This is a genomic window from Micromonospora sp. HB375, assembly GCF_017872985.1.
GTDB classification, from domain to species: Bacteria; Actinomycetota; Actinomycetes; order Mycobacteriales; family Micromonosporaceae; genus Micromonospora; species Micromonospora chalcea.
In genome coordinates this window covers 3,659,080-3,677,098 of the sequence record NZ_JAGGJO010000001.1, presented here as the reverse complement: position 1 = coordinate 3,677,098, position 18,019 = coordinate 3,659,080, and the positions used below count along the sequence as shown (strand labels likewise).

Sequence of the window (18,019 nt, the reverse complement as noted above, 5' to 3'; positions counted from 1 at the left end):
CGGTACCCGATCCGGGTGCCGGCCTTTCGCGTGCTCTCAGCCGCTGTGCGCGGCGAGCCACGACAGCACCGGTTCGACCACCGACGGGTCCAGCGGCTGCTTCGCCTCTTCCCGGTACGCCCGCAGCGACGGCGGACCTGGTTGGCGCCGCAGCACGTGGGTGACGTCCGGCAGCACCGTGGTCTGCACGGGCCCACCCGCGTGGGCGGCGATGACCGGCAGGTCCGCCGGGTCGGTCTGGAGGTCCTTGTCGCCGGTGAGCGCGAGGATCGGGGCGTCGACGCGGGCCAGGTCCGGCCGGGGGTCGTAGCGCAGGAACTCCCGGAACCAGCGGGCGTTGAGCCGCTGCCCGCCGACCCACGCCACGTCCTTGTCGGTGGCGAGGATCTTCTCGTGGTTGCGGGCCACCTTCGCCACCAGGTCGGTGCGGGTGAGCCGGAGCACCAGGCGTACCGGCGCGGGCAGCGTGGGCAGCAGTCGTCCGGCCTGCCAGCGCAGCACCTCGGCGCCGCTGCGCCCGGGCGCGGACAGCAGGACCAGGCCGGCCACCGGTACGCCGCGCGCGGCGAGCGCGACAGCGGTGAGCGCGCCCTCGCTGTGCCCGACCAGGAACATCCGTCCGGCGTCCACGGCCGGGTCGTCGCGCAGCGCCGCGAACACGGCGGCCGCGTCGTCGACGTTGTCGAAGAAGCCGGTACGCAGGAACTCGCCGGTGCTCTCGCCGACGCCCCGCCGGTCGTACCGGGCGACCGCGATCCCGGCCCCGGCGAGCGCTGCGGCCAGGTGCCGCTGGATGCCCAGTGGCAGGCGGCGGTGGTCGCCGTCGCGGTTGATCGGCCCGGAGCCGGGCAGCAGCAGCGCCACCGGGTGCCCTCCGGCGCCGTCGGGCAGCGTGAGCGTGCCGGACAGCCGCTGCTCGCCCGAGTCGACGACGAGCGGACGGTCGATCGTCACGGCAGCACCGCCGCGGCCAGGGCGGAGGCGTCGTCGGCGCCGATGAGCAGGGAGTCGTACGCCTGGCCGGTGAGGGTGATGCGGACGGCCGGCTGGCCGCCGCGGACGCTGACGAACTCCTTGCCGGCCCTGCCGCGCCAGGTGCCGACGTTGCGCGTGCGGGGCACGCCGAGGCCGGGCGCCCGGATGCCGCGGGTGGCGCGCGCCCCGTCGGGCACGACGACGGCGCCCGCGACGGCGGAGCGGGGGAACGACAGGTCGCCGCGCAGGGCCCAGATCTTCTCGGCGGTGGTGAGCCGGACGTCGATGCGGTCGGGGGTGATGTCGATGGTGGCCATCGGCGCGCTCCTCGGTTCTGTTATCGTCGGTGAGAACATTACCGGAGGCGATAACAAAAAGGGGAGCGACTGTGGCACTCGACACCGTGGAGCTGCTGATGCACCCGGTCCGGCTGCGCATCGTCCAGGCGTTCCTGGGCGGCCGCACGCTGACCACCGCCGACCTGCGCAGCGAGCTGAGCGACGTGCCGCCGGCCACGCTCTACCGGCAGGTCGCCACGCTCGCCGAGAACGGCGTGCTGCACACGGTCGGGGAGCGGCGGGCCCGCGGCGCGGTCGAGCGCAGCTACCGGCTCCACGAGGCCGCCGCGTCGGTGGACCCGGACGAGGCCCGGGCCATGAGCCCGCAACGGCACCGCCAGGCGTTCCTCACCTTCGTCGCGGGCCTGCTCGCCGACTTCGACGGCTACCTCGACCGCGGCGACCCCGACCTGGCCCGCGACGTGGCCGGCTACCGGCAGAACGCGTTCCACGCCACCGACGCCGAGACCGCCGAGTTCGTCACCCGGTTCCGCGAGCTGTTCGCCGAGTACGCCGCGCTCGGCCCCGGGCCCGGCCGCACCCGGCGGCTGCTCACCACCGTGCTGCTGCCCGGCGCCGATCAGGGGCGGCCCGCCGGGCGTCGGTGACCGGCCACGATGTCCGCCACGGCGGCACCCAGCGCCAGCACGATGATCCCGGCGGCGAGCAGCAGTGAGTGGCGGAACGCCGTACCCCAGTCGCCGTGGTCGTCGGCGATCGTGGAGAAGAACAGCGCGCCCACCGCGGCGATGCCGGCGGCCGAGCCGATGCGCTGCCCGGTCTGCAGCATGCCCGCGCCGCTGCCGGCCATCGGCACCGGCACCTCGGACAGCGTGAGCGTCTGGTTCGGCGCGATCACCAGGCCGCTGCCCAGCCCCGCGACGAGCAGCGGCAGCGCGGTCCGCAGCGGCACGTTGTCGTGCGGCCCGCCCGCCAGCACCAGGTCGGTCGCGATCAGCCCGGCCACCACCGCCAGCAGCCCGATCGCGACGAGCGGACGGCCGTACCGGGTGACCACCCGGCCGCCGAGCGCGGAGGCGAGCGCCGAACCGAGCGCGAACGGCGTGATCGCCAGACCGGCCACGAGCGCGCTGTAGCCGAGCCCCATCTGCAGGTAGAGCGTGAAGATGAAGAAGATCGCGGTGAACCCGGCGAAGTAGATCAGGCCGATCAGCGCGCCGAGCGTGTACGAGCGCACCGTGAACAGCCGCAGGTCGAACAGCGGCTGGGCGCGCCGGGCGTACCGGTGCTCCCAGAGCGCGAACCCGGCGAGCAGCAGCAGGCCGACCGGGATCAGCAACCACTTGCCCGGGCCCCGCCACTGCTCCCGCTGCACCAGCGGCAGCAGGATCACCGTCACCCCGGCGCCGAGCAGCAGCACGCCGAGTGGATCGAGGCGGCCCCGCCCGGCGGGGTTCGTCGCCCGGGTCGGCATCAGCCGCCAGCCGAGCAGCATCGCCACGATCCCGACCGGGATGTTCACGAAGAACACCCACCGCCAGCCGTGCTCCGCGCCGCCCAGCTGGATGAGCAGGCCGCCGAGCAGCGGCCCCACGGCGGTGGAGATACCGATCGTCGCGCCCAGCAGGCCGAACGCGCGACCCCGGTCGGCGCCCCGGAACAGCTCCTGGATCATGCCGCTGACCTGAGGGTTCACCACACCGGCGGCGGCGCCCTGGACGAGCCGGGCCACCACCAGCCACTCCGGCGAGCGGGCCAGCCCGGCCAGCGCGCTGGTCAGCGTGAACAGGCCCACCCCGACCACGAACGCGGTACGCCGCCCGCGCGCGTCGCCGAACCGCCCGGCCGGCACCAGCACCAGGCCGAACGTCAGCGCGTACCCGGACAGCACCCACTGCAGGTCGCTCGGTGTGGCGTGCAGCGCCCGGTCGATCGACGGCACCGCGACGTTGACGATGCTGACGTCCAGCAGCGTCATGAACGCCGCGATCAGGCCGACGCTCAGCGCGCGCCAGCGACGCCGATCGTCGTACCCGGTGTCCGGCACGATCCGATCACGCCACCTGGCGCGCGCACCACCGCGGCCCGAAGTCCAGGCCGGACATCGGGGAGTCCTCGCGGTGCAGCAGCCCTCGCTCGGTGAGCGAGTGCAGCGGCTCGCGCAGTTCCTCCTCGGTCATCCCGGTCTCCTGGGCGATCAGGTCCGGGTAGGGGACGTGTCCCTGCACCTCCAGCGCGGACACCGCCTGGTACACCCGTTCCTCGACCGCAGACAGCTGGACCTGAGGCATCGCTTCCCTCCTCGGCGTGGACCGTCCGACCCGCGGACGGCCGGCGACCGGCGGTTACCCGGACGGGCCGCGATGATGCTCACCCGTTCGACTGTCGTGCCGGGCGGGGCGGCACGGCGGTGCCCTAGGCTGCACCAGTGATCATCTGGGATCTCGTCGTGGTCGGCGGTGGGCCCGCCGGACTCTCCGCCGCGCATGCCGCGGCCCGCTCCGGCGTCCGCACGCTCGTGGTCGAGCGGGCCACCCACCCCCGGTACAAGACCTGCGGCGGCGGCCTGATCGGCACCTCGCTGGCCGAGGTCGCCGACCGCCTCGAGGTGCCCGCCCACGACCGGGTCGACCGGATCACGTTCACCCGCGACGGGCGGCGCGCGTTCACCCGCCGGCACCCGTCGCCGCTGGTCACGATGATCCGCCGGGAGGAGTTCGACGACCGGCTGCGCGCCGCCGCCGTCGCCGCCGGGGCTCAGGTCCGCGAGGGCGTCGCGGTCCGCGCGGTCGAGCAGGACCCCGACGAGGTACGCCTGCGTCTGGCCGACGGCGAGGTGGTGCGCGCCCGTGCCGTCATCGGCGCGGACGGCTCCTCCGGCGTCACGGCACGCCACGTCGGTGTCCGTTTCCGCCAGGTCGACCTCGGCCTGGAACTGGAACTGCCGGTGGACGGTGCCGAACGGGAACGCTGGCGCGGCCGGGTGCTGCTCGACTGGGGGCCGCTGCCCGGCTCCTACGCGTGGGTGTTCCCCAAGGGCGACCGGCTCACCGTGGGCGTCATCTCGGCCCGGGGCGACGGCGACCGTACCCGCGCCTACCTGCGCGACTTCACCGACCGGCTCGGACTGTCCGGGGTGACGCCGGAGCACGACTCCGGTCACCTCACCCGCTGCCGCGCCGACGACTCGCCGCTGCGCCACGGGCGGGTGGTGGTCGCAGGCGACGCGGCCGGGCTGCTGGAGCCGTGGAGCCGGGAGGGGATCAGCTACGCGCTGCGCTCCGGCCGGCTGGCCGGGGAAGCGGTGGCCGGCGGCGACCTCGGCGCGTACGCCCGGGAGGTCGGCCGGCGGCTGACGCCGGAGATGCGCGCCGGGCACCGGCTGCTGGAGACGTTCGAGCGGCGGCCCGACGTGTTCCACGCGATGCTCGCCAGCCCGCCCGGCTGGCGGATGTTCGTCCGGTTCTGCCAGGGCCGGGCGAGCTTCGCCGAGATGCTCGACCGGCGGCCGGTACGCGCCGGGCTCGCGGTGCTCGACCGTCTGCCCGCGAGGGCGCGGGCCGTGGCCGGTTAACCTGGCGCGGTGACCGACTGGGATCTCGTCTGCGGACGCGACTTCGCGGTGCCGGACGGCCGCGACCTGGACGACCTCGTCGCCGAACTCGCCGCCGCGCTGCGCGACCCCGACCCGGCGGTCCGGGACGGCGCGCCCTACGTGGTGCTGCGCACCTGGATCGCCCGGGACGTGATCGACGCCGGCCGCCGGGCGAAGCTGGGCGCGATCATGGCCGAGCGGTTCACCGACCCGGAGATCCAGGCCCGCACGTTCGCGCCGCTGGTGCTGGACATGATCGTCAGCCGGGGTGACCTCGACCCGGCCTGGCCGGCCGCGTTCCGCGCCTGGTACCTGGCCGAGACCGACCTGCGCGGGTACGACGCGACGCTCGGCTGGCTGCACGCGGTGGCCCACGGCGCCGACCTGCTGGCCACGTTCGGCCGCCACCCGTCGGTCGACCCGGCGAGCATGCTCGACCTGGCCGCGGCCCGCCTCGTCGCGCCGACCGGGCACCTCTTCGCCGCACAGGAGGACGACCGGCTGGCCCGCGCGATCGCACTGGTGCTGGCCCGGCCCGGCCTGTCAGGCGCCGACGCGCTCGGCTGGCTGGACCCGGTCGCGGCGAGCTTCGCCGCGCTGCCCCGGGGCACCACACCCGCGCACGCCTCGAACAGCATGCGGACGCTGCGGGCGCTGTACGTGCTGCTGGACACCGGCATCGGGCCGAGCCGGGACGCCCCGGCGCTGCCGCAGCCGCACCGCGACGCGGTCAAGGCACGCCTGGCCGAGGTGCTCGCCCCGGTCTTCCAGCACGGCTGAACGCCCCCGGTCAGGGGACGATGACCGCCCGCCCGTGCACGTCGCCCCGGCGCAGCGCCTCGTACGCCTGCGGCGCCTCCGCGAGCGGGAACGTCTGCACGTCGGCGTGCAGCCGGCCGTCGTGGGCCAGCGCGATCACCTCGTGCAGTTCGGCCCGGGTGCCCCAGAACGGCACCGCCACAGCGGCCTCGAACGGCACGGGCGGCGGTTCGTCGGCGACCGGCCGGACCGGCAGCGTACCGCCGGCCAGGCCGACCAGCAGCAGCTGACCGCCGGTGGCGACGACCTGCCGGGCGGTGTCCAGGGTCGCCTGCGCGCCGACGAAGTCGAGCACCACGTCCGCGCCGTCCGGCGGCGGCCCGACCAGCTCACGGATCTTCTCCACCGCGTCCGGGCCGGCCTGCACCACGTGGTGCGCGCCGAGCCGCCCGGCCAGGTCCAGCGCCGCGGCGCTGGTGTCCACCGCGACGATCCGTACCGCTGTGGTGGCGAGCAGGATCTGCAACCCCATGTGCCCCAGCCCGCCGATGCCGATCACCACGCAGGTGGTGCCGGGCCGCAGCCGGGGCCGGGCCAGCTCCACCGCGTGGTACGGCGTCAGCCCGGCGTCGGTGAGCGGCGCGGCCTGGGTCAGGTCCATGTCGCCGACCGGCAGCAGCCGGGACGCGGGAACCACGACGTACTCGGCGAGCCCGCCGTCGCGGCTGAGCCCGACGCCGCCGACCGGGGTGACCCGGCAGCGGTTCTCCTCGCCCCGCAGGCAGGCACGGCACCGGCCGCAGCCGATGATCCCGTAGACCGCGGCCCGTTCTCCGGGCGACCAGCCGACCACCCCGGCGCCGACCGTGTCGACGGTGCCGGCGATCTCGTGCCCCAGGGTCATCGGGATCGGGAACACGCCGGCCGGAGCGTCGAGGATGTGCAGGTCGGAGTGGCAGGCGCCGACCGCGCCGACGCGCAGCAGCACCTCACCGGGGCCGGCCTCGGGCGTGGGCACCTCCGTGTGCTCCAGCACCCCGGGCGCTGTCATCCGTACTGCGCGCATGTCTCCTCCACCTCGTCGCCGACGGTCGTCGCGGCGGCATACCCCTGCCGTGGTGGTTGATGCGCCGGCGGGACGGGCGGGCGCACAATGCGGTCATGAGTGAGCCGGCCGAGTCGTTCACCGACGAGGAGTACGCGTTCCTGCGGCACGTCCGCTTCGGCGAACTGCCGGCCCGGGTACGCCCGGAGGACCTCACGGGGTCCGTGGAGACCGAGACCCCGCCGGACCGGCCGGACCCTGTCGGCGGGGAGTCGGAGTGGCACCTGCGCGCGGGCGGCTGACGGGGCCCGGGCACCGGCCCGGACCCCGTCGCCGCACGGTCAGAAGACCGGCACGCCGTCGCGCACCAGCTTCCAGTTGGGTACGAAGAAGTCGGCCGGGTCGATGACGCCCTTGGCCTGCGCCCAGTCGATGAGCAGCTGGCGGATCTCCTGCTGGGCGTTGTAGACCTGGGTCTTCACGATGCCCGGGAAGTTGCCGCCGCCGCTGCGCCGGTAGTTGTTCACCGCCACCACGAACCGGGCGTCCGCCGCGACCGGGGTGTCGGTGCCGGCCAGCACCAGCCGGGTGATCCGCTGGCCGACCGGCTTGGCGATGTCGATGTCGTAGTCGACGCCGGAGAACACGTCGTAGTTGTAGTCCGGCACCGCCGGGTCGCTGATCGTCTCCGGGTTCACCGGCGCGCCCGCCGGCAGCGTGACGAAGTACTTCGCCGAGTACTCCAGGTACGCCTTCACCTCGGCGCCGGTCAGCACGACCGCCTCCAGCGTGTTGTCGTACACGTAGAGGCCCGCCACGTCGCGGATGCGCACGTCGCCCTGCGGGAACACCGCGGTACGGCTGAACGGCGCGGCGATGGACAGCACCGGCAGGCCCGCGTACTCGCCGCCGGCCAGGGCCTCGGTCACCACCTCGGTCTGGACGTGGTTGATGAAGTCCAGGATCGGGGTGTCCTTGTACCGCGACTCGGCGGCCGACAGCTCCACGCTGGACTGCGCGACGACGCGGTTGACGTACTCGACGGTCTTGGTGTGCTGGCCGCGCACGGCCGCGAGCACCGCCGGGTCCTCGACCACGGTGTTGGTGTTGAGCGTGGTGGCCGACTTGGCGGTGACCTTCCAGCGACCCTTGTCCCGGGTCAGCGTGAAGTCCATCCGGGTCAGCCGCTGGCCCCACTTCGACGGCTCCGAGGTGAGGACCCGCTCGCCGGTGGTGAGGTTGGTGACGAACTTCTCCGGCACCTCGTTGTGCGCGTGGCCGAACAGGATCGCGTCGATGCCGGGGACCTGCTCGGCGATCAGCGCGGTCGGGTTCTCGTTCGGCAGCTCCGGGCCGTAGCTGGAGGTGCCGCTGTCGCCGCCGTGCGCCGAGATGACGACCAGGTCGGCGCCGCGGCGGCGCATCTCCGGCACCCACTTCGCGGCGGTGGCGACCATGTCGGCGAAGACGAGGCGGCCCTCGACGTTGCCCTTGTCCCAGATGGCCACGCCGGGGTTGGTCAGGCCGAGGATGCCCACGCGCAGCTTCGGCGCGCCGTGCCCGCCGAGCTTGACCTCCTTGATCACGTACGGGAGGAACGCCGGCTTGCCGGTCTTCGCGTTGAGCGCGTTCGCGGCCAGGGCCGGGAAGCCGAGCTGCTCGATCCAGGTGGCCAGCAGCGGCAGGCCGTAGTTGAACTCGTGGTTGCCGAGCGTCACCGCGTCGTACTTGAGGATGTTCATGGCGCGGGCCATCGGGTGCGTCTCACCGGTGCTGGTGATCGGCTCCTGCTTGGCGTAGTACGTGGCCAGCGGCGTGCCCTGGATGGTGTCGCCGGCGTCGAGGACCAGCGTGGCCCTGCCCTTGCGCTCGGCGCGGATCTGGTTGACCAGGGTGGCGAGCTTCGCGACGCCGACGTCGTTCTGCTTGCTGTCGTCGAACTCCGCGTCCTTGTAGTAGTCCCAGTTGTAGACGTTGCCGTGGGTGTCGGACGTGCCGAGGATCGTCAGGTCCCAGGTCTTCGGCTGCTTCGGCTTCGCCTCGGCGGGCGCGCCGGCCAGCAGGGGAGCGGTCGCGGCGGCGGCCGCGACGGCCAGCACCTGGCGCCGGGAGGCGCCGGAGGAGGAAGTCATGAGGTGCCTTTCCAATGGGGGGTACGCGCCTCGTGGGCGCCGTTGCGCACCATAACCACCACATGTCGCGTGCGCCACACCGGCCCGTTTTGTTTCCCCTACGGTCACGGTGCTGCTGTTTCCCCTCCGGTCACCGGGGTAGGGGCGCAGACATGAGCGAGGACCAGTTCACCCAGCAGCACCCGGCCGAGCAGTACGGACAGCGTGAGGGACAGCCGTCGCAACAGCAGACGCCGCCCGGCAACGAGCAGGAGATGGGGCCGAAGCCCGACCACGGCGAGCAGTCGTACCGGGGCAGCGACCGGCTCACCGGCAAGCGCGCGATCATCACCGGCGGCGACTCCGGCATCGGGCGGGCCGTGGCGATCGCCTTCGCCCGCGAGGGCGCCGACGTGCTCGTCACCTACCTCGCCGACGAGGAGGAGAAGGACGCCCGGGAGACGGTCGCCCTGATCGAGCAGGCCGGGCGCACCGGCGTCGCGGTCCGGTGCGACCTGCGCGAGGAGGCCAACTGCCGTGCCCTCGTCGACCAGGCGATGCGCGACCTCGGCGGCGTCGACATCCTGGTCAACAACGCGGCGTACCAGATGTCGCAGGACAACGGCCTGCTCGACATCACCACCGAGCAGTTCGACCGGGTGTTCAAGACCAACGTGTACGCCATGTTCTGGCTCTGCAAGTTCGCCGTGCCGCACATGAAGGAAGGCTCGACGATCATCAACACGTCGTCGATCCAGGCGTTCGACCCGTCGCCGCAGCTGCTCGACTACGCCACCACCAAGGCCGCCATCGCGAACTTCACCAAGGCGCTCGCGCAGAACCTCGCCGAGCGGGGCATCCGGGTCAACGCGGTCGCGCCCGGTCCGATCTGGACGCCGCTGATCCCGGCCACCATGCCGGAGGAGAAGGTGAAGCAGTTCGGCACCGACACGCCGCTGGGCCGTCCCGGTCAGCCGGCCGAGCTGGCGCCCGCGTACGTCTACTTCGCCTCCCAGGAGTCCAGCTACGTCACCGGCGAGATCCTCGGCGTCACGGGCGGCCGCCCGACGAAGTGAGCGTCCGGTCCGGCTGCGTCTCTGGTCCCGGCTCGCCCATCCGGCCGGTCCGGCTTGTCCCGGCTCGGTCGTCTGGTCCGGCGCGACTCGGGCGTCTGTCCGTCCGGCGCGGCGCGGCGGGGTCGTCTGGTTCCGTTGCTCAGCGGGGCCAGACGGCCATCCGGCGGCGCACCTCGGCGATGCGCGGCGCGTCCAGGCCGTAGCGGGTGAACCGCCGGTCGGCCAGCCCGTCCAGGTAGCGGCCGGCGGCGCGCACGTCCTCGTCGTCCAGCGCCGGGTCCACCTGCCGGGCCAGCTCCAGCAGCTCCGCGACCGTGTACCGGTCCAGCGCGGCGGACACGTCGATGTAGTCGCGTACCTCCCGCCGGTTCACCAGCGCGGCGGTCTTGTTGGCGATCAGGTCCCGCACGTCCATCACCGGGCCGAAGTCCATCACCACCGGGCTGCGGTGCCGGTCCAGGCGGGCCAGGCTGAGGCGGATCTGCCGGCCGTCCCGGCTCACCACGAAGTCCCGCAGGTCCCGGTCGAAGCCGTCGAACACCTCGCCCAGGCCGCCCGGATCCGCCTCGGCCACCTGGTAGCCGGCCCGTTCCAGCGCCGCGCGTACCCCGTCGGCCGCGGCCGCGGCGGCGCCCTCCACGTCGGCGAACAGGTCGACGTCCTCGGTGGGGCGGGTGACCAGGCCGTGCGCGGCCCAGGCGACACCGCCGCCGAGCACGAACCGGTGCGGGCCGGCGGCGGCCAGCGCCACCCGGGCCACCTCCCGGTAGAAGTCGTGCGGATGGGTCACGCCGGGCGCAGGCTCCGGTGCCGGCCCTCCCAGGCCAGGCGTACGCCCCGGGGCAGGTTCAACAGCGGCCACAACCGGCGCAACGTGCCCCCGTGGATCAGCTCGCGCAGATCCTCCACCCGGGTCGTCTCGCGCAGCACGTTTTCGTACATCCAGAGCAGTTCGTCCGGGTCGGCCAGGTCGAACGCGCGCTCGCTGCTCCACATGAGGCGTACCGGCAGTTCGACGATGCCGGTGGTGGGGCCGGTCAGCTCGTCCAGGGTGCGCGCCACCACGGCGGGTCGCCCGGGCCGGGCGAGGTACGCGTGCGCGGTGGCCGACATGGCATCAGGGTAACGCCAACCCGGCCCATCACCCCCCTCCCTTCCCGCCCTTGTCGCGTCGGGCGGGCCCACCCCAGCCCGTTGATCAAGGAGTTTGTGTCTGCCTCAGGCCTCACGGGTGACCCAAACTCCTTGATCAATGACTTCGGCGACAGCGGTTCGGCGGCCTGCCGCCGGCATCCGAGATCTTGGTACGAGGGCGCCCCCGGAAGGGCGGTTTCGTACCAAGATCTCTCCGCCGCAGGCCGTTCACTCGAGGCCTGATCGATCATGAGGTTGGCGGCGACAAAACGGACACGAGGTGCCGTCAACCTCATGATCGACGCTTCCGGGTCACGGGAGGGTGAGCCGGGGTGTCGGGTGGGGTGGGTGTCTGGTTTCGGGGTGGTCGGGGACACCCGGGTGGCGGAATCGGTGGCGGGGCGGGGGCGTTATACCTGGTGAACGACCGCAGCAGCGTCCCCCGGCGCCCCCCGGAATGATCCCGGGGCGGCGGTCGTTGGACATGTCTCCGGCCCCCGCAGCCACGGGCAGCGAGCCGGATCCCCCCGAAGACTTTTTGAGCGCCTGACGGTGCCCACGCACTCGCCCCCGGGTGCGTCGACCCCCGAATGGAGCCCCCTCATGAACACGATCCTGCGTAAGAGCATCCTCGGTATCGCCGGTCTGACCGTCGCCGGTGGCCTCGCCGCCGGCCCCCTCAACCACGACACCAGCACCCCCACCACCCGCGACGCCGCCGCGGTCACCACCACCCAGGCCGCCGCGAAGCTGGACAGCGCCGCGCTGATCCCGCACGGCGTGCAGGGCACCCAGTCCCACATCGACCTCGACGACGAGCAGACCGCCAACGTCAAGGCCATCATCGCCGCCACGAAGAAGGCCGGCATGGACGAGCGTGCCGCGGTCGTGTCCATCGCCACCGCCCTGCAGGAGTCGAAGCTGGAGAACCTCGGCCACCTCGGTGACCGTAACGACCACGACTCGCAGGGCCTGTTCCAGCAGCGCCCCTCCAGCGGCTGGGGCACGGTCGAGCAGATCACCGACCCCGAGTACTCCACCACCGCGTTCCTGAAGGGTCTGAAGCAGGTCGACGGCTGGCGCGACATGCCCCTGACCGTCGCCGCCCAGACCGTCCAGGTCAGCGCGTACCCCGACCACTACGCCCAGTGGGAGCAGCAGGCCGCCGACCTGGTCGCCGAGCACTGGAACAGCTGACCCGGCGGTGACCGGGGTCACGAGGAACGAGCGGAAGAACCGTGACCCCGGTACCGTTGTGCAGAGCGTCGGTGTGTCCAGTGTCCCCGGGCCTCACCTAAATTGCCTTCGCGGAATACCGTTCGGCTGGAGCCGCGTCGCGCCACTCGCCGAGAGGCGACATGCACACCGACGCCCAGAGCCGCCCCGGCCGAATGGCCGGGGCGGCTCTGTCTGTGGGCTCGACTCGCACGCCTCCGGCGGCTGGCCTAGGGTGAGAAGGAAGAGGTGAGAGCCGTTCTCGACGCGGAGGGGGTGCCCGGGTGGGTCTGAAGACCTTCATCCAGGGGTGGCCGGTCTACCGGCAACTCACCGGCACCGATCCGCTCGGTCGCGGCGCCGCCGCCCAGTCGGCGCGCTCCGCCGCGCTGACCGCCCGCACCGAGACCGCCGACGGCATGGCCCGCTCGGTCTGCCCGTACTGCGCGGTCGGCTGCGGGCAGCGCGTCTTCCACTCCGACGGCAAGGTCACCCAGATCGAGGGCGACCCGGACAGCCCGATCTCGCGCGGCCGGCTCTGCCCGAAGGGCTCGGCCAGCAAGAGCCTGGTCACCAGCCCGCTGCGCCAGACGAAGGTCCGCTACCGCCGGCCGTACGCGACCGAGTGGGAAGACCTGGACCTCGACGTCGCGCTCGACATGATCGCCGACCGGATCCTCGCCGCCCGCGCGGAGACCTGGGAGGACGTCGACGACGAAGGTCGTCCGCTGAACCGGACGCTCGGCATCTCCAGCCTCGGCGGCGCGACGCTGGACAACGAGGAGAACTACCTCATCAAGAAGCTGTTCACCGCGATGGGGGCACTCCAGATCGAGAACCAGGCCCGTATTTGACACTCCGCCACCGTCCCCGGTCTGGGGACCAGCTTCGGTCGCGGCGGCGCCACGGACTTCCAGCAGGATCTCGCCAACGCTGACGTCATCATCATCCAGGGCTCGAACATGGCCGAGGCCCACCCGGTGGGTTTCCAGTGGGTGATGGAGGCGAAGAAGCGCGGCGCGAAGGTCTTCCACGTCGACCCGCGGTTCACTCGCACCAGCGCGCTCGCCGACACGTACCTGCCGATCCGGGCGGGCACGGACATCGCGCTGCTCGGCGGCGTGGTGCGCTACATCCTGGACAACGAGCTGGACTTCCGGGAGTACGTGCTGGCGTACACCAACGCGGCCAACATCGTCAGCGAGCGGTTCGCCGACACCGAGGACCTGGACGGCCTGTTCTCCGGCTACAACCCGGACACCGGCTCCTACGACCACGCCAGCTGGCAGTACGAGGGCCAGGAGGACAACGCCAAGATCCGGGGTACCGGCAAGGAGCGTGACTCGGCTTCCGGGCTGGAGCACGAGTCGCACGGCGAGCCGGTGCCGGCGCAGGCCCCGCGGGACGAGACGTTGCAGCATCCGCGCTGCGTTTACCAGATCCTGAAGCGGCACTTCTCCCGCTACACGCCGGAGATGGTGGCCCGCGTGTGCGGCATCCCGGAGGAGAAGTTCCTCGAGCTGGCGCGTGCCTGGACGGAGAACTCGGGGCGGGAGCGCACCGGCGCGCTCGTCTACTCGGTCGGCTGGACGCAGCACAGCGTGGGCGTGCAGTACATCCGCACCGGCTCGATCATCCAGACGCTGCTGGGCAACATGGGCCGTCCGGGCGGTGGCATCCTGGCGCTGCGCGGTCACGCCAGCATCCAGGGCTCCACCGACATCCCGACGCTGTTCAACCTGCTGCCCGGCTACCTGCCGATGCCGCACCACGCCGACCACCCGACGTTCGACAGGTGGGTGGACAGCATCCGGCACCCGGGGCAGAAGGGCTTCTGGGGCAACTCGCGGGCGTTCGCGGCGAGCCTGCTCAAGGCGTACTGGGGTGACGCGGCGACGCCGGAGAACGACTTCTGCTACGGCTACATGCCCCGGATGACCGGCGACCACGGCACGTACCAGCAGGTCCTGAACATGATCGACGGCAAGGTGAAGGGCTATTTCCTGCTCGGCCAGAACCCGGCGGTCGGCTCGGCGCACGGCCGTGCCCAGCGCCTCGGCATGGCCAACCTCGACTGGCTCGTGGTCCGCGACCTGTTCATGATCGAGAGCGCCACGTTCTGGAAGAACGGCCCGGAGGTCGCCACCGGTGAGATCGTGCCGGAGGAGTGCCGTACCGAGGTGTTCTTCCTGCCGGCGGCCTCGCACGTGGAGAAGGAGGGCACGTTCACCCAGACGCAGCGGCTGCTGCAGTGGCGGGAGAAGGCCGTCGACCCGCCGGGCGACGCCCGCTCCGAGCTGTGGTTCTTCTACCACCTCGGCCGCGTGCTGCGGGAGAAGCTGGCCGGCTCCACCGAGCGCCGCGACCGGGCGCTGCTGGACCTGGCCTGGGACTACCCCACGCACGGTCCGCACGCGGAGCCGAGCGCCGAGGCGGTGCTCAAGGAGATCAACGGGTACGAGGTGGCGACCGGCCGCCCACTGAACGCGTTCGGCGAGGCCCGCGACGACGGCTCGACGGCGATCGGCTGCTGGATCTACTCCGGCGTCTACGCCGACGGGGTGAACCAGGCGGCCCGCCGCCGGTCCCGCCACGAGCAGGACTGGGTGGCCGCCGAGTGGGGCTGGGCGTGGCCGGCGAACCGCCGCACGCTCTACAACCGCGCCTCCGCCGACCCCGAGGGCCGGCCGTGGAGCGAGCGCAAGAAGTACGTCTGGTGGGACCCGGATGCCGGCGAGTGGACCGGCTACGACGTGCCGGACTTCGAGAAGACGAAGCCGCCGTCGTACCGGCCGCCGGAGGGCGCCTCCGGGCCGGCCGCGCTCGCCGGTGACGACCCGTTCGTCATGCAGGGCGACGGCAAGGCGTGGCTGTACGCGCCGAGCGGCGTCCTGGACGGCCCGCTGCCGACGCACTACGAGCCGGCCGAGTCGCCGATGCGCAACCCGCTCTACGGTCAGCAGGCCAACCCGACCCGCAAGATCTACGAGCACCCGATCAACCGGATGAACCCGAGTCCGCCGGAGCCGCACAGCCAGGTCTTCCCGTACGTGTTCACGGTCAGCCGCCTCACCGAGCACCACACCGCCGGTGGGATGAGCCGTACCGTGCCGCGCCTGGCCGAGCTGCAGCCGGAGATGTTCGTCGAGGTGTCCCCGGAACTGGCCGGCGAGGTCGGGCTGGCGCACCTGGGCTGGGCGCACCTGATCAGCGGCCGCGCGGTGATCGAGGCGCGGGTGCTGGTCACCGATCGGCTCACTCCGCTGCGGGTGGACGGGCGGATCATCCACCAGGTGTGGCTGCCGTACCACTTCGGCACCGAGGGTCTGGTCACCGGCGACTCGGCGAACGACCTGTTCGGCATCACGCTGGACCCGAACGTGCTCATCCAGGAGAGCAAGGTCGGCACCTGCGACATCCGGCCCGGCCGTCGTCCCACCGGTCCGCCGCTGCTGGACCTGGTCGGCGACTACCAGCGGCGGGCCGGGATGACGCCGGACCGGAAGATCCCGCTGGTGACCACCGACGCGGCCGGCGGGGACGACGCCGCCGGCAGCACCGACGAGCAGTCGCCCGCCGCGCACCAGGACGGGGAGCCGCATGCCTGACGCCAACAGCCTGTACGGTCCGCTGGACCCGGCCCCCGACGCGGGCTGGGTCGAAGCGCCGCCCCGGATGGGCTTCTTCACCGACACCAGCGTCTGCATCGGCTGCAAGGCGTGCGAGGTGGCCTGCAAGGAGTGGAACGGCGTCCCGGACTCCGGGTTCGACCTGCTCGGCATGTCGTACGACAACACCGGCGCGCTGACCGCGAACTCGTGGCGGCACGTGGCGTTCATCGAGCAGCCCCGCCCGGCCGGGCACCGTACGCCGGCGTTCGCCGGTGACCCGACCGGCCCGGCGACCAGCCCCGCGTCCGCGGCGGTCGGCGCGGGCACGGCCCCCGACACCGGCACGAACCCCGGTCTGCCGCCGGGGCGGCCGGAGGCGGCGGCACGGATGGCGGCCGGTCCGGAGTTCCTCGGCATGCCCGGCGCGCAGCCGCCCGGGCGGGACAGCGGCGCGGAGACCCGCACCGACTTCCGCTGGCTGATGATGTCCGACGTGTGCAAGCACTGCACGCACGCGGCCTGCCTGGACGTGTGCCCGACCGGTTCGTTGTTCCGCACCGAGTTCGGCACGGTGGTGGTGCAGGAGGACATCTGCAACGGCTGCGGCTACTGCATCTCCGCCTGCCCGTACGGCGTGATCGACCAGCGCAAGGGCGATGGCCGGGCGTGGAAGTGCACGCTGTGCTACGACCGGATCGGCGCGGGCATGACGCCCGCCTGCGCGCAGGCGTGCCCGACCGAGTCGATCCAGTACGGCCCGCTCGACGAGCTGCGGGAACGGGCCGCCACGCGGGTCGCCGCGCTGCACGAGCGGGGCGTGCCGGAGGCGCGCCTGTACGGCCACGACCCGACCGACGGCGTGGGCGGCGACGGCGCGTTCTTCCTGCTGCTCGACGAGCCGGAGGTGTACGGGCTGCCGCCGGACCCGGTGGTCACCACCCGGGACCTGCCGAAGATGTGGAAGCGGGCCGGGTTCGCCGCGCTGGCCATGGCGGCGGCTGCCGTCGCCGCGTTCGTCGGAGGATCGTCGTGAGCCCGGACCGCCCGGTCGGTGACCTGTTCCGCCGCTTCCGCGAGCGCCTGTCCACGGGACCGGAGGACCGCGGCGCCGCCGAGCGGGAGAACGGCAGCCGGGCCACCGCGGCCGGTCCCGGCGTGGGACGCACCGACGCGGGTTCCCGCGACGCGCGGCTGGCCCCGCACCCGCCCCGCGACGCGGCCCCGCGCCGGCGCGGCAAGGGTGGTGGTGAGCAGCTCAACGTCCCGCCGGCCGAGTTCACCTCCTACTACGGCCGGCCCGTCCTCAAGCCGCCGGTGTGGCGGTGGGACATCGCCGCGTACCTGTTCACCGGCGGTCTCGCCGCCGGCTCGTCGCTGCTGGCCGCGGGCGGGCAGCTCACCGGCCGGCCGCCGCTGCGCCGCGCCGGCCGGGTCACCGCCCTGGCGGCGGTGGGCGCGAGCACGTACTTCCTGGTCAACGACCTGGGCCGGCCGTCCCGGTTCCACCACATGCTGCGGGTGGCGAAGGTGACCTCGCCGATGTCGGTGGGCACCTGGATCCTCAGCGTGTTCGGCCCGGCCGCCGGGCTCGCCGCGATCGCCGAGGCGGCGCCGCTGCTGCCCGAGCGCGGCGTGCTGGGGCTCGGCCGCCGGCTGCTGCCCCCGGCCGGGCACACCGCCGGTGTGGTCGCCGCCGTCACCGCGCCCGCGCTGGCCACGTACACCGGGGTGCTGCTGGCGGACACGGCGGTGCCGTCGTGGCACGAGGCGTACCCGGAACTGCCGGCCATCTTCGCGGGCAGCGCGCTGGCCAGCGGCGCCGGTGTCGGGCTGGTGGCCGCGCCCTGCGCCCAGGCCGGTCCGGCGCGGCGCCTCGCGGTCGCGGGCGCGGCGATGGAGCTGTGGGGTTCGCACCGGGTGGAGAACCGGCTCGGGCTGCTCAGCGAGCCCTACACGCAGGGCACACCCGGCAAGCTGCTGCGCGCGGGCCGCGCGCTGACCGCCGCCGGTGTGGTCGGCGCGCTGGTCGGTCGCCGCAGCCGGGTGCTGTCCGCGCTGTCCGGCGGCGCGCTGATCGCCGCGTCGGTGTGCACCCGGTTCGGGATCTTCCACGGCGGCGTCGCCTCGGCACGCGATCCGCGGTACACGGTGGTGCCGCAGCGCGAACGCGCCGACCGGCGGGCCGCCGACCAGGTCTGA

At 73.1% G+C, this 18,019-nt stretch carries 17 protein-coding genes; 9 read left to right on the top strand and 8 right to left on the bottom strand.

From position 1 onward, the window contains the following. Positions 1-36: 36 nt before the first annotated feature. Positions 37-954, bottom strand: coding sequence for an alpha/beta fold hydrolase (locus J3R08_RS16865; RefSeq protein ID WP_209961957.1), 918 nt, complete (start codon positions 952-954; stop codon positions 37-39). Beyond that, the gene (locus tag J3R08_RS16860; protein WP_043323938.1) at positions 951-1,292 is read right to left on the bottom strand and encodes a hypothetical protein; all 342 of its coding nucleotides are present in this window, start codon (positions 1,290-1,292) and stop codon (positions 951-953) included. Before J3R08_RS16860 ends, J3R08_RS16865 begins: the two co-directional genes overlap by 4 nt. A gap of 71 nt (positions 1,293-1,363) precedes the next feature. On the opposite strand from J3R08_RS16860, the gene J3R08_RS16855 reads away from it, so the two are divergent. Then, positions 1,364-1,921, top strand: a complete 558-nt coding sequence (locus tag J3R08_RS16855) for a helix-turn-helix domain-containing protein (protein WP_104112606.1) — start codon at positions 1,364-1,366, stop codon at positions 1,919-1,921. Here J3R08_RS16855 and J3R08_RS16850 read toward each other — a convergent pair. Then, positions 1,894-3,321 (bottom strand): MFS transporter, encoded by a 1,428-nt coding sequence (locus J3R08_RS16850; protein WP_244206004.1) that lies wholly within the window; start codon positions 3,319-3,321, stop codon positions 1,894-1,896. The two genes, J3R08_RS16855 and J3R08_RS16850, sit on opposite strands and share 28 nt — an antisense overlap. A gap of 7 nt (positions 3,322-3,328) precedes the next feature. Then, the gene (locus J3R08_RS16845; protein WP_043323944.1) at positions 3,329-3,565 is read right to left on the bottom strand and encodes a hypothetical protein; all 237 of its coding nucleotides are present in this window, start codon (positions 3,563-3,565) and stop codon (positions 3,329-3,331) included. Positions 3,566-3,702: 137 nt separating this feature from the next. On the opposite strand from J3R08_RS16845, the gene J3R08_RS16840 reads away from it, so the two are divergent. Both J3R08_RS16840 and J3R08_RS16835 read left to right on the top strand, forming a co-directional pair. Next, positions 3,703-4,848 carry a geranylgeranyl reductase family protein gene (locus J3R08_RS16840; protein WP_069089619.1) on the top strand — a complete coding sequence of 382 codons (1,146 nt, stop codon included), beginning with the start codon at positions 3,703-3,705 and terminating at the stop codon, positions 4,846-4,848. 9 nt (positions 4,849-4,857) lie between these two features. Further along, a complete protein-coding gene (locus J3R08_RS16835; RefSeq protein WP_209961955.1) occupies positions 4,858-5,649 on the top strand; it encodes a DUF2785 domain-containing protein in 792 nt (263 codons plus the stop codon). Between the two features lie 10 nt (positions 5,650-5,659). Here J3R08_RS16835 and J3R08_RS16830 read toward each other — a convergent pair whose 3' ends face one another. Further along, a complete protein-coding gene (locus J3R08_RS16830) occupies positions 5,660-6,694 on the bottom strand; it encodes an NAD(P)-dependent alcohol dehydrogenase (RefSeq protein ID WP_113974182.1) in 1,035 nt (344 codons plus the stop codon). Between the two features lie 95 nt (positions 6,695-6,789). Between J3R08_RS16830 and J3R08_RS16825 the strand changes: the two genes are divergently transcribed. Continuing rightward, positions 6,790-6,975: a hypothetical protein gene (locus J3R08_RS16825; protein WP_223201055.1), complete on the top strand. Its 186-nt coding sequence runs from the start codon at positions 6,790-6,792 to the stop codon at positions 6,973-6,975. Positions 6,976-7,014: 39 nt separating this feature from the next. Here J3R08_RS16825 and J3R08_RS16820 read toward each other — a convergent pair whose 3' ends face one another. After that, positions 7,015-8,805, bottom strand: a complete 1,791-nt coding sequence (locus J3R08_RS16820) for a bifunctional UDP-sugar hydrolase/5'-nucleotidase (RefSeq protein WP_209961953.1) — start codon at positions 8,803-8,805, stop codon at positions 7,015-7,017. 152 nt (positions 8,806-8,957) lie between these two features. On the opposite strand from J3R08_RS16820, the gene J3R08_RS16815 reads away from it, so the two are divergent. Further along, the gene (locus J3R08_RS16815; RefSeq protein ID WP_064445930.1) at positions 8,958-9,860 is read left to right on the top strand and encodes an SDR family oxidoreductase; all 903 of its coding nucleotides are present in this window, start codon (positions 8,958-8,960) and stop codon (positions 9,858-9,860) included. 139 nt (positions 9,861-9,999) lie between these two features. Here J3R08_RS16815 and J3R08_RS16810 read toward each other — a convergent pair whose 3' ends face one another. Continuing rightward, on the bottom strand, positions 10,000-10,650 hold the full coding sequence (locus J3R08_RS16810) for a nucleotidyl transferase AbiEii/AbiGii toxin family protein (RefSeq protein ID WP_069089624.1): 651 nt from the start codon (positions 10,648-10,650) through the stop codon (positions 10,000-10,002). Continuing rightward, positions 10,647-10,973 (bottom strand): hypothetical protein, encoded by a 327-nt coding sequence (locus J3R08_RS16805; RefSeq protein ID WP_043323958.1) that lies wholly within the window; start codon positions 10,971-10,973, stop codon positions 10,647-10,649. Before J3R08_RS16805 ends, J3R08_RS16810 begins: the two co-directional genes overlap by 4 nt. Before the next feature lie 624 nt (positions 10,974-11,597). On the opposite strand from J3R08_RS16805, the gene J3R08_RS16800 reads away from it, so the two are divergent. From J3R08_RS16800 to nrfD, 4 genes are all read left to right on the top strand, one after another. Next, a complete protein-coding gene (locus J3R08_RS16800; RefSeq protein WP_209961951.1) occupies positions 11,598-12,191 on the top strand; it encodes a hypothetical protein in 594 nt (197 codons plus the stop codon). Positions 12,192-12,493: 302 nt separating this feature from the next. After that, positions 12,494-15,817, top strand: a complete 3,324-nt coding sequence (gene fdh / locus J3R08_RS16795) for a formate dehydrogenase (RefSeq protein WP_147265161.1) — start codon at positions 12,494-12,496, stop codon at positions 15,815-15,817. Continuing rightward, positions 15,810-16,853: a 4Fe-4S dicluster domain-containing protein gene (locus tag J3R08_RS16790; protein WP_069089627.1), complete on the top strand. Its 1,044-nt coding sequence runs from the start codon at positions 15,810-15,812 to the stop codon at positions 16,851-16,853. The genes fdh and J3R08_RS16790 overlap by 8 nt, the downstream gene beginning before the upstream one ends. Continuing rightward, the gene (gene nrfD, locus J3R08_RS16785) at positions 16,850-18,019 is read left to right on the top strand and encodes an NrfD/PsrC family molybdoenzyme membrane anchor subunit (RefSeq protein ID WP_140946324.1); all 1,170 of its coding nucleotides are present in this window, start codon (positions 16,850-16,852) and stop codon (positions 18,017-18,019) included. Before J3R08_RS16790 ends, nrfD begins: the two co-directional genes overlap by 4 nt.

What these genes read in the sequence shown, in the direction of transcription:
- J3R08_RS16860 (WP_043323938.1), bottom strand. Translation starts at nt 1,292, where the DNA reads ATGGCCACCATCGACATCACCCCCGACCGCATCGACGTCCGGCTCACC.
- J3R08_RS16845 (WP_043323944.1), bottom strand. Translation starts at nt 3,565, where the DNA reads ATGCCTCAGGTCCAGCTGTCTGCGGTCGAGGAACGGGTGTACCAGGCG.
- J3R08_RS16830 (WP_113974182.1), bottom strand. Translation starts at nt 6,694, where the DNA reads ATGCGCGCAGTACGGATGACAGCGCCCGGGGTGCTGGAGCACACGGAG.
- J3R08_RS16825 (WP_223201055.1), top strand. Translation starts at nt 6,790, where the DNA reads ATGAGTGAGCCGGCCGAGTCGTTCACCGACGAGGAGTACGCGTTCCTG.
- J3R08_RS16820 (WP_209961953.1), bottom strand. Translation starts at nt 8,805, where the DNA reads ATGACTTCCTCCTCCGGCGCCTCCCGGCGCCAGGTGCTGGCCGTCGCG.
- J3R08_RS16815 (WP_064445930.1), top strand. Translation starts at nt 8,958, where the DNA reads ATGAGCGAGGACCAGTTCACCCAGCAGCACCCGGCCGAGCAGTACGGA.
- J3R08_RS16805 (WP_043323958.1), bottom strand. Translation starts at nt 10,973, where the DNA reads ATGTCGGCCACCGCGCACGCGTACCTCGCCCGGCCCGGGCGACCCGCC.
- J3R08_RS16800 (WP_209961951.1), top strand. Translation starts at nt 11,598, where the DNA reads ATGAACACGATCCTGCGTAAGAGCATCCTCGGTATCGCCGGTCTGACC.
- J3R08_RS16790 (WP_069089627.1), top strand. Translation starts at nt 15,810, where the DNA reads ATGCCTGACGCCAACAGCCTGTACGGTCCGCTGGACCCGGCCCCCGAC.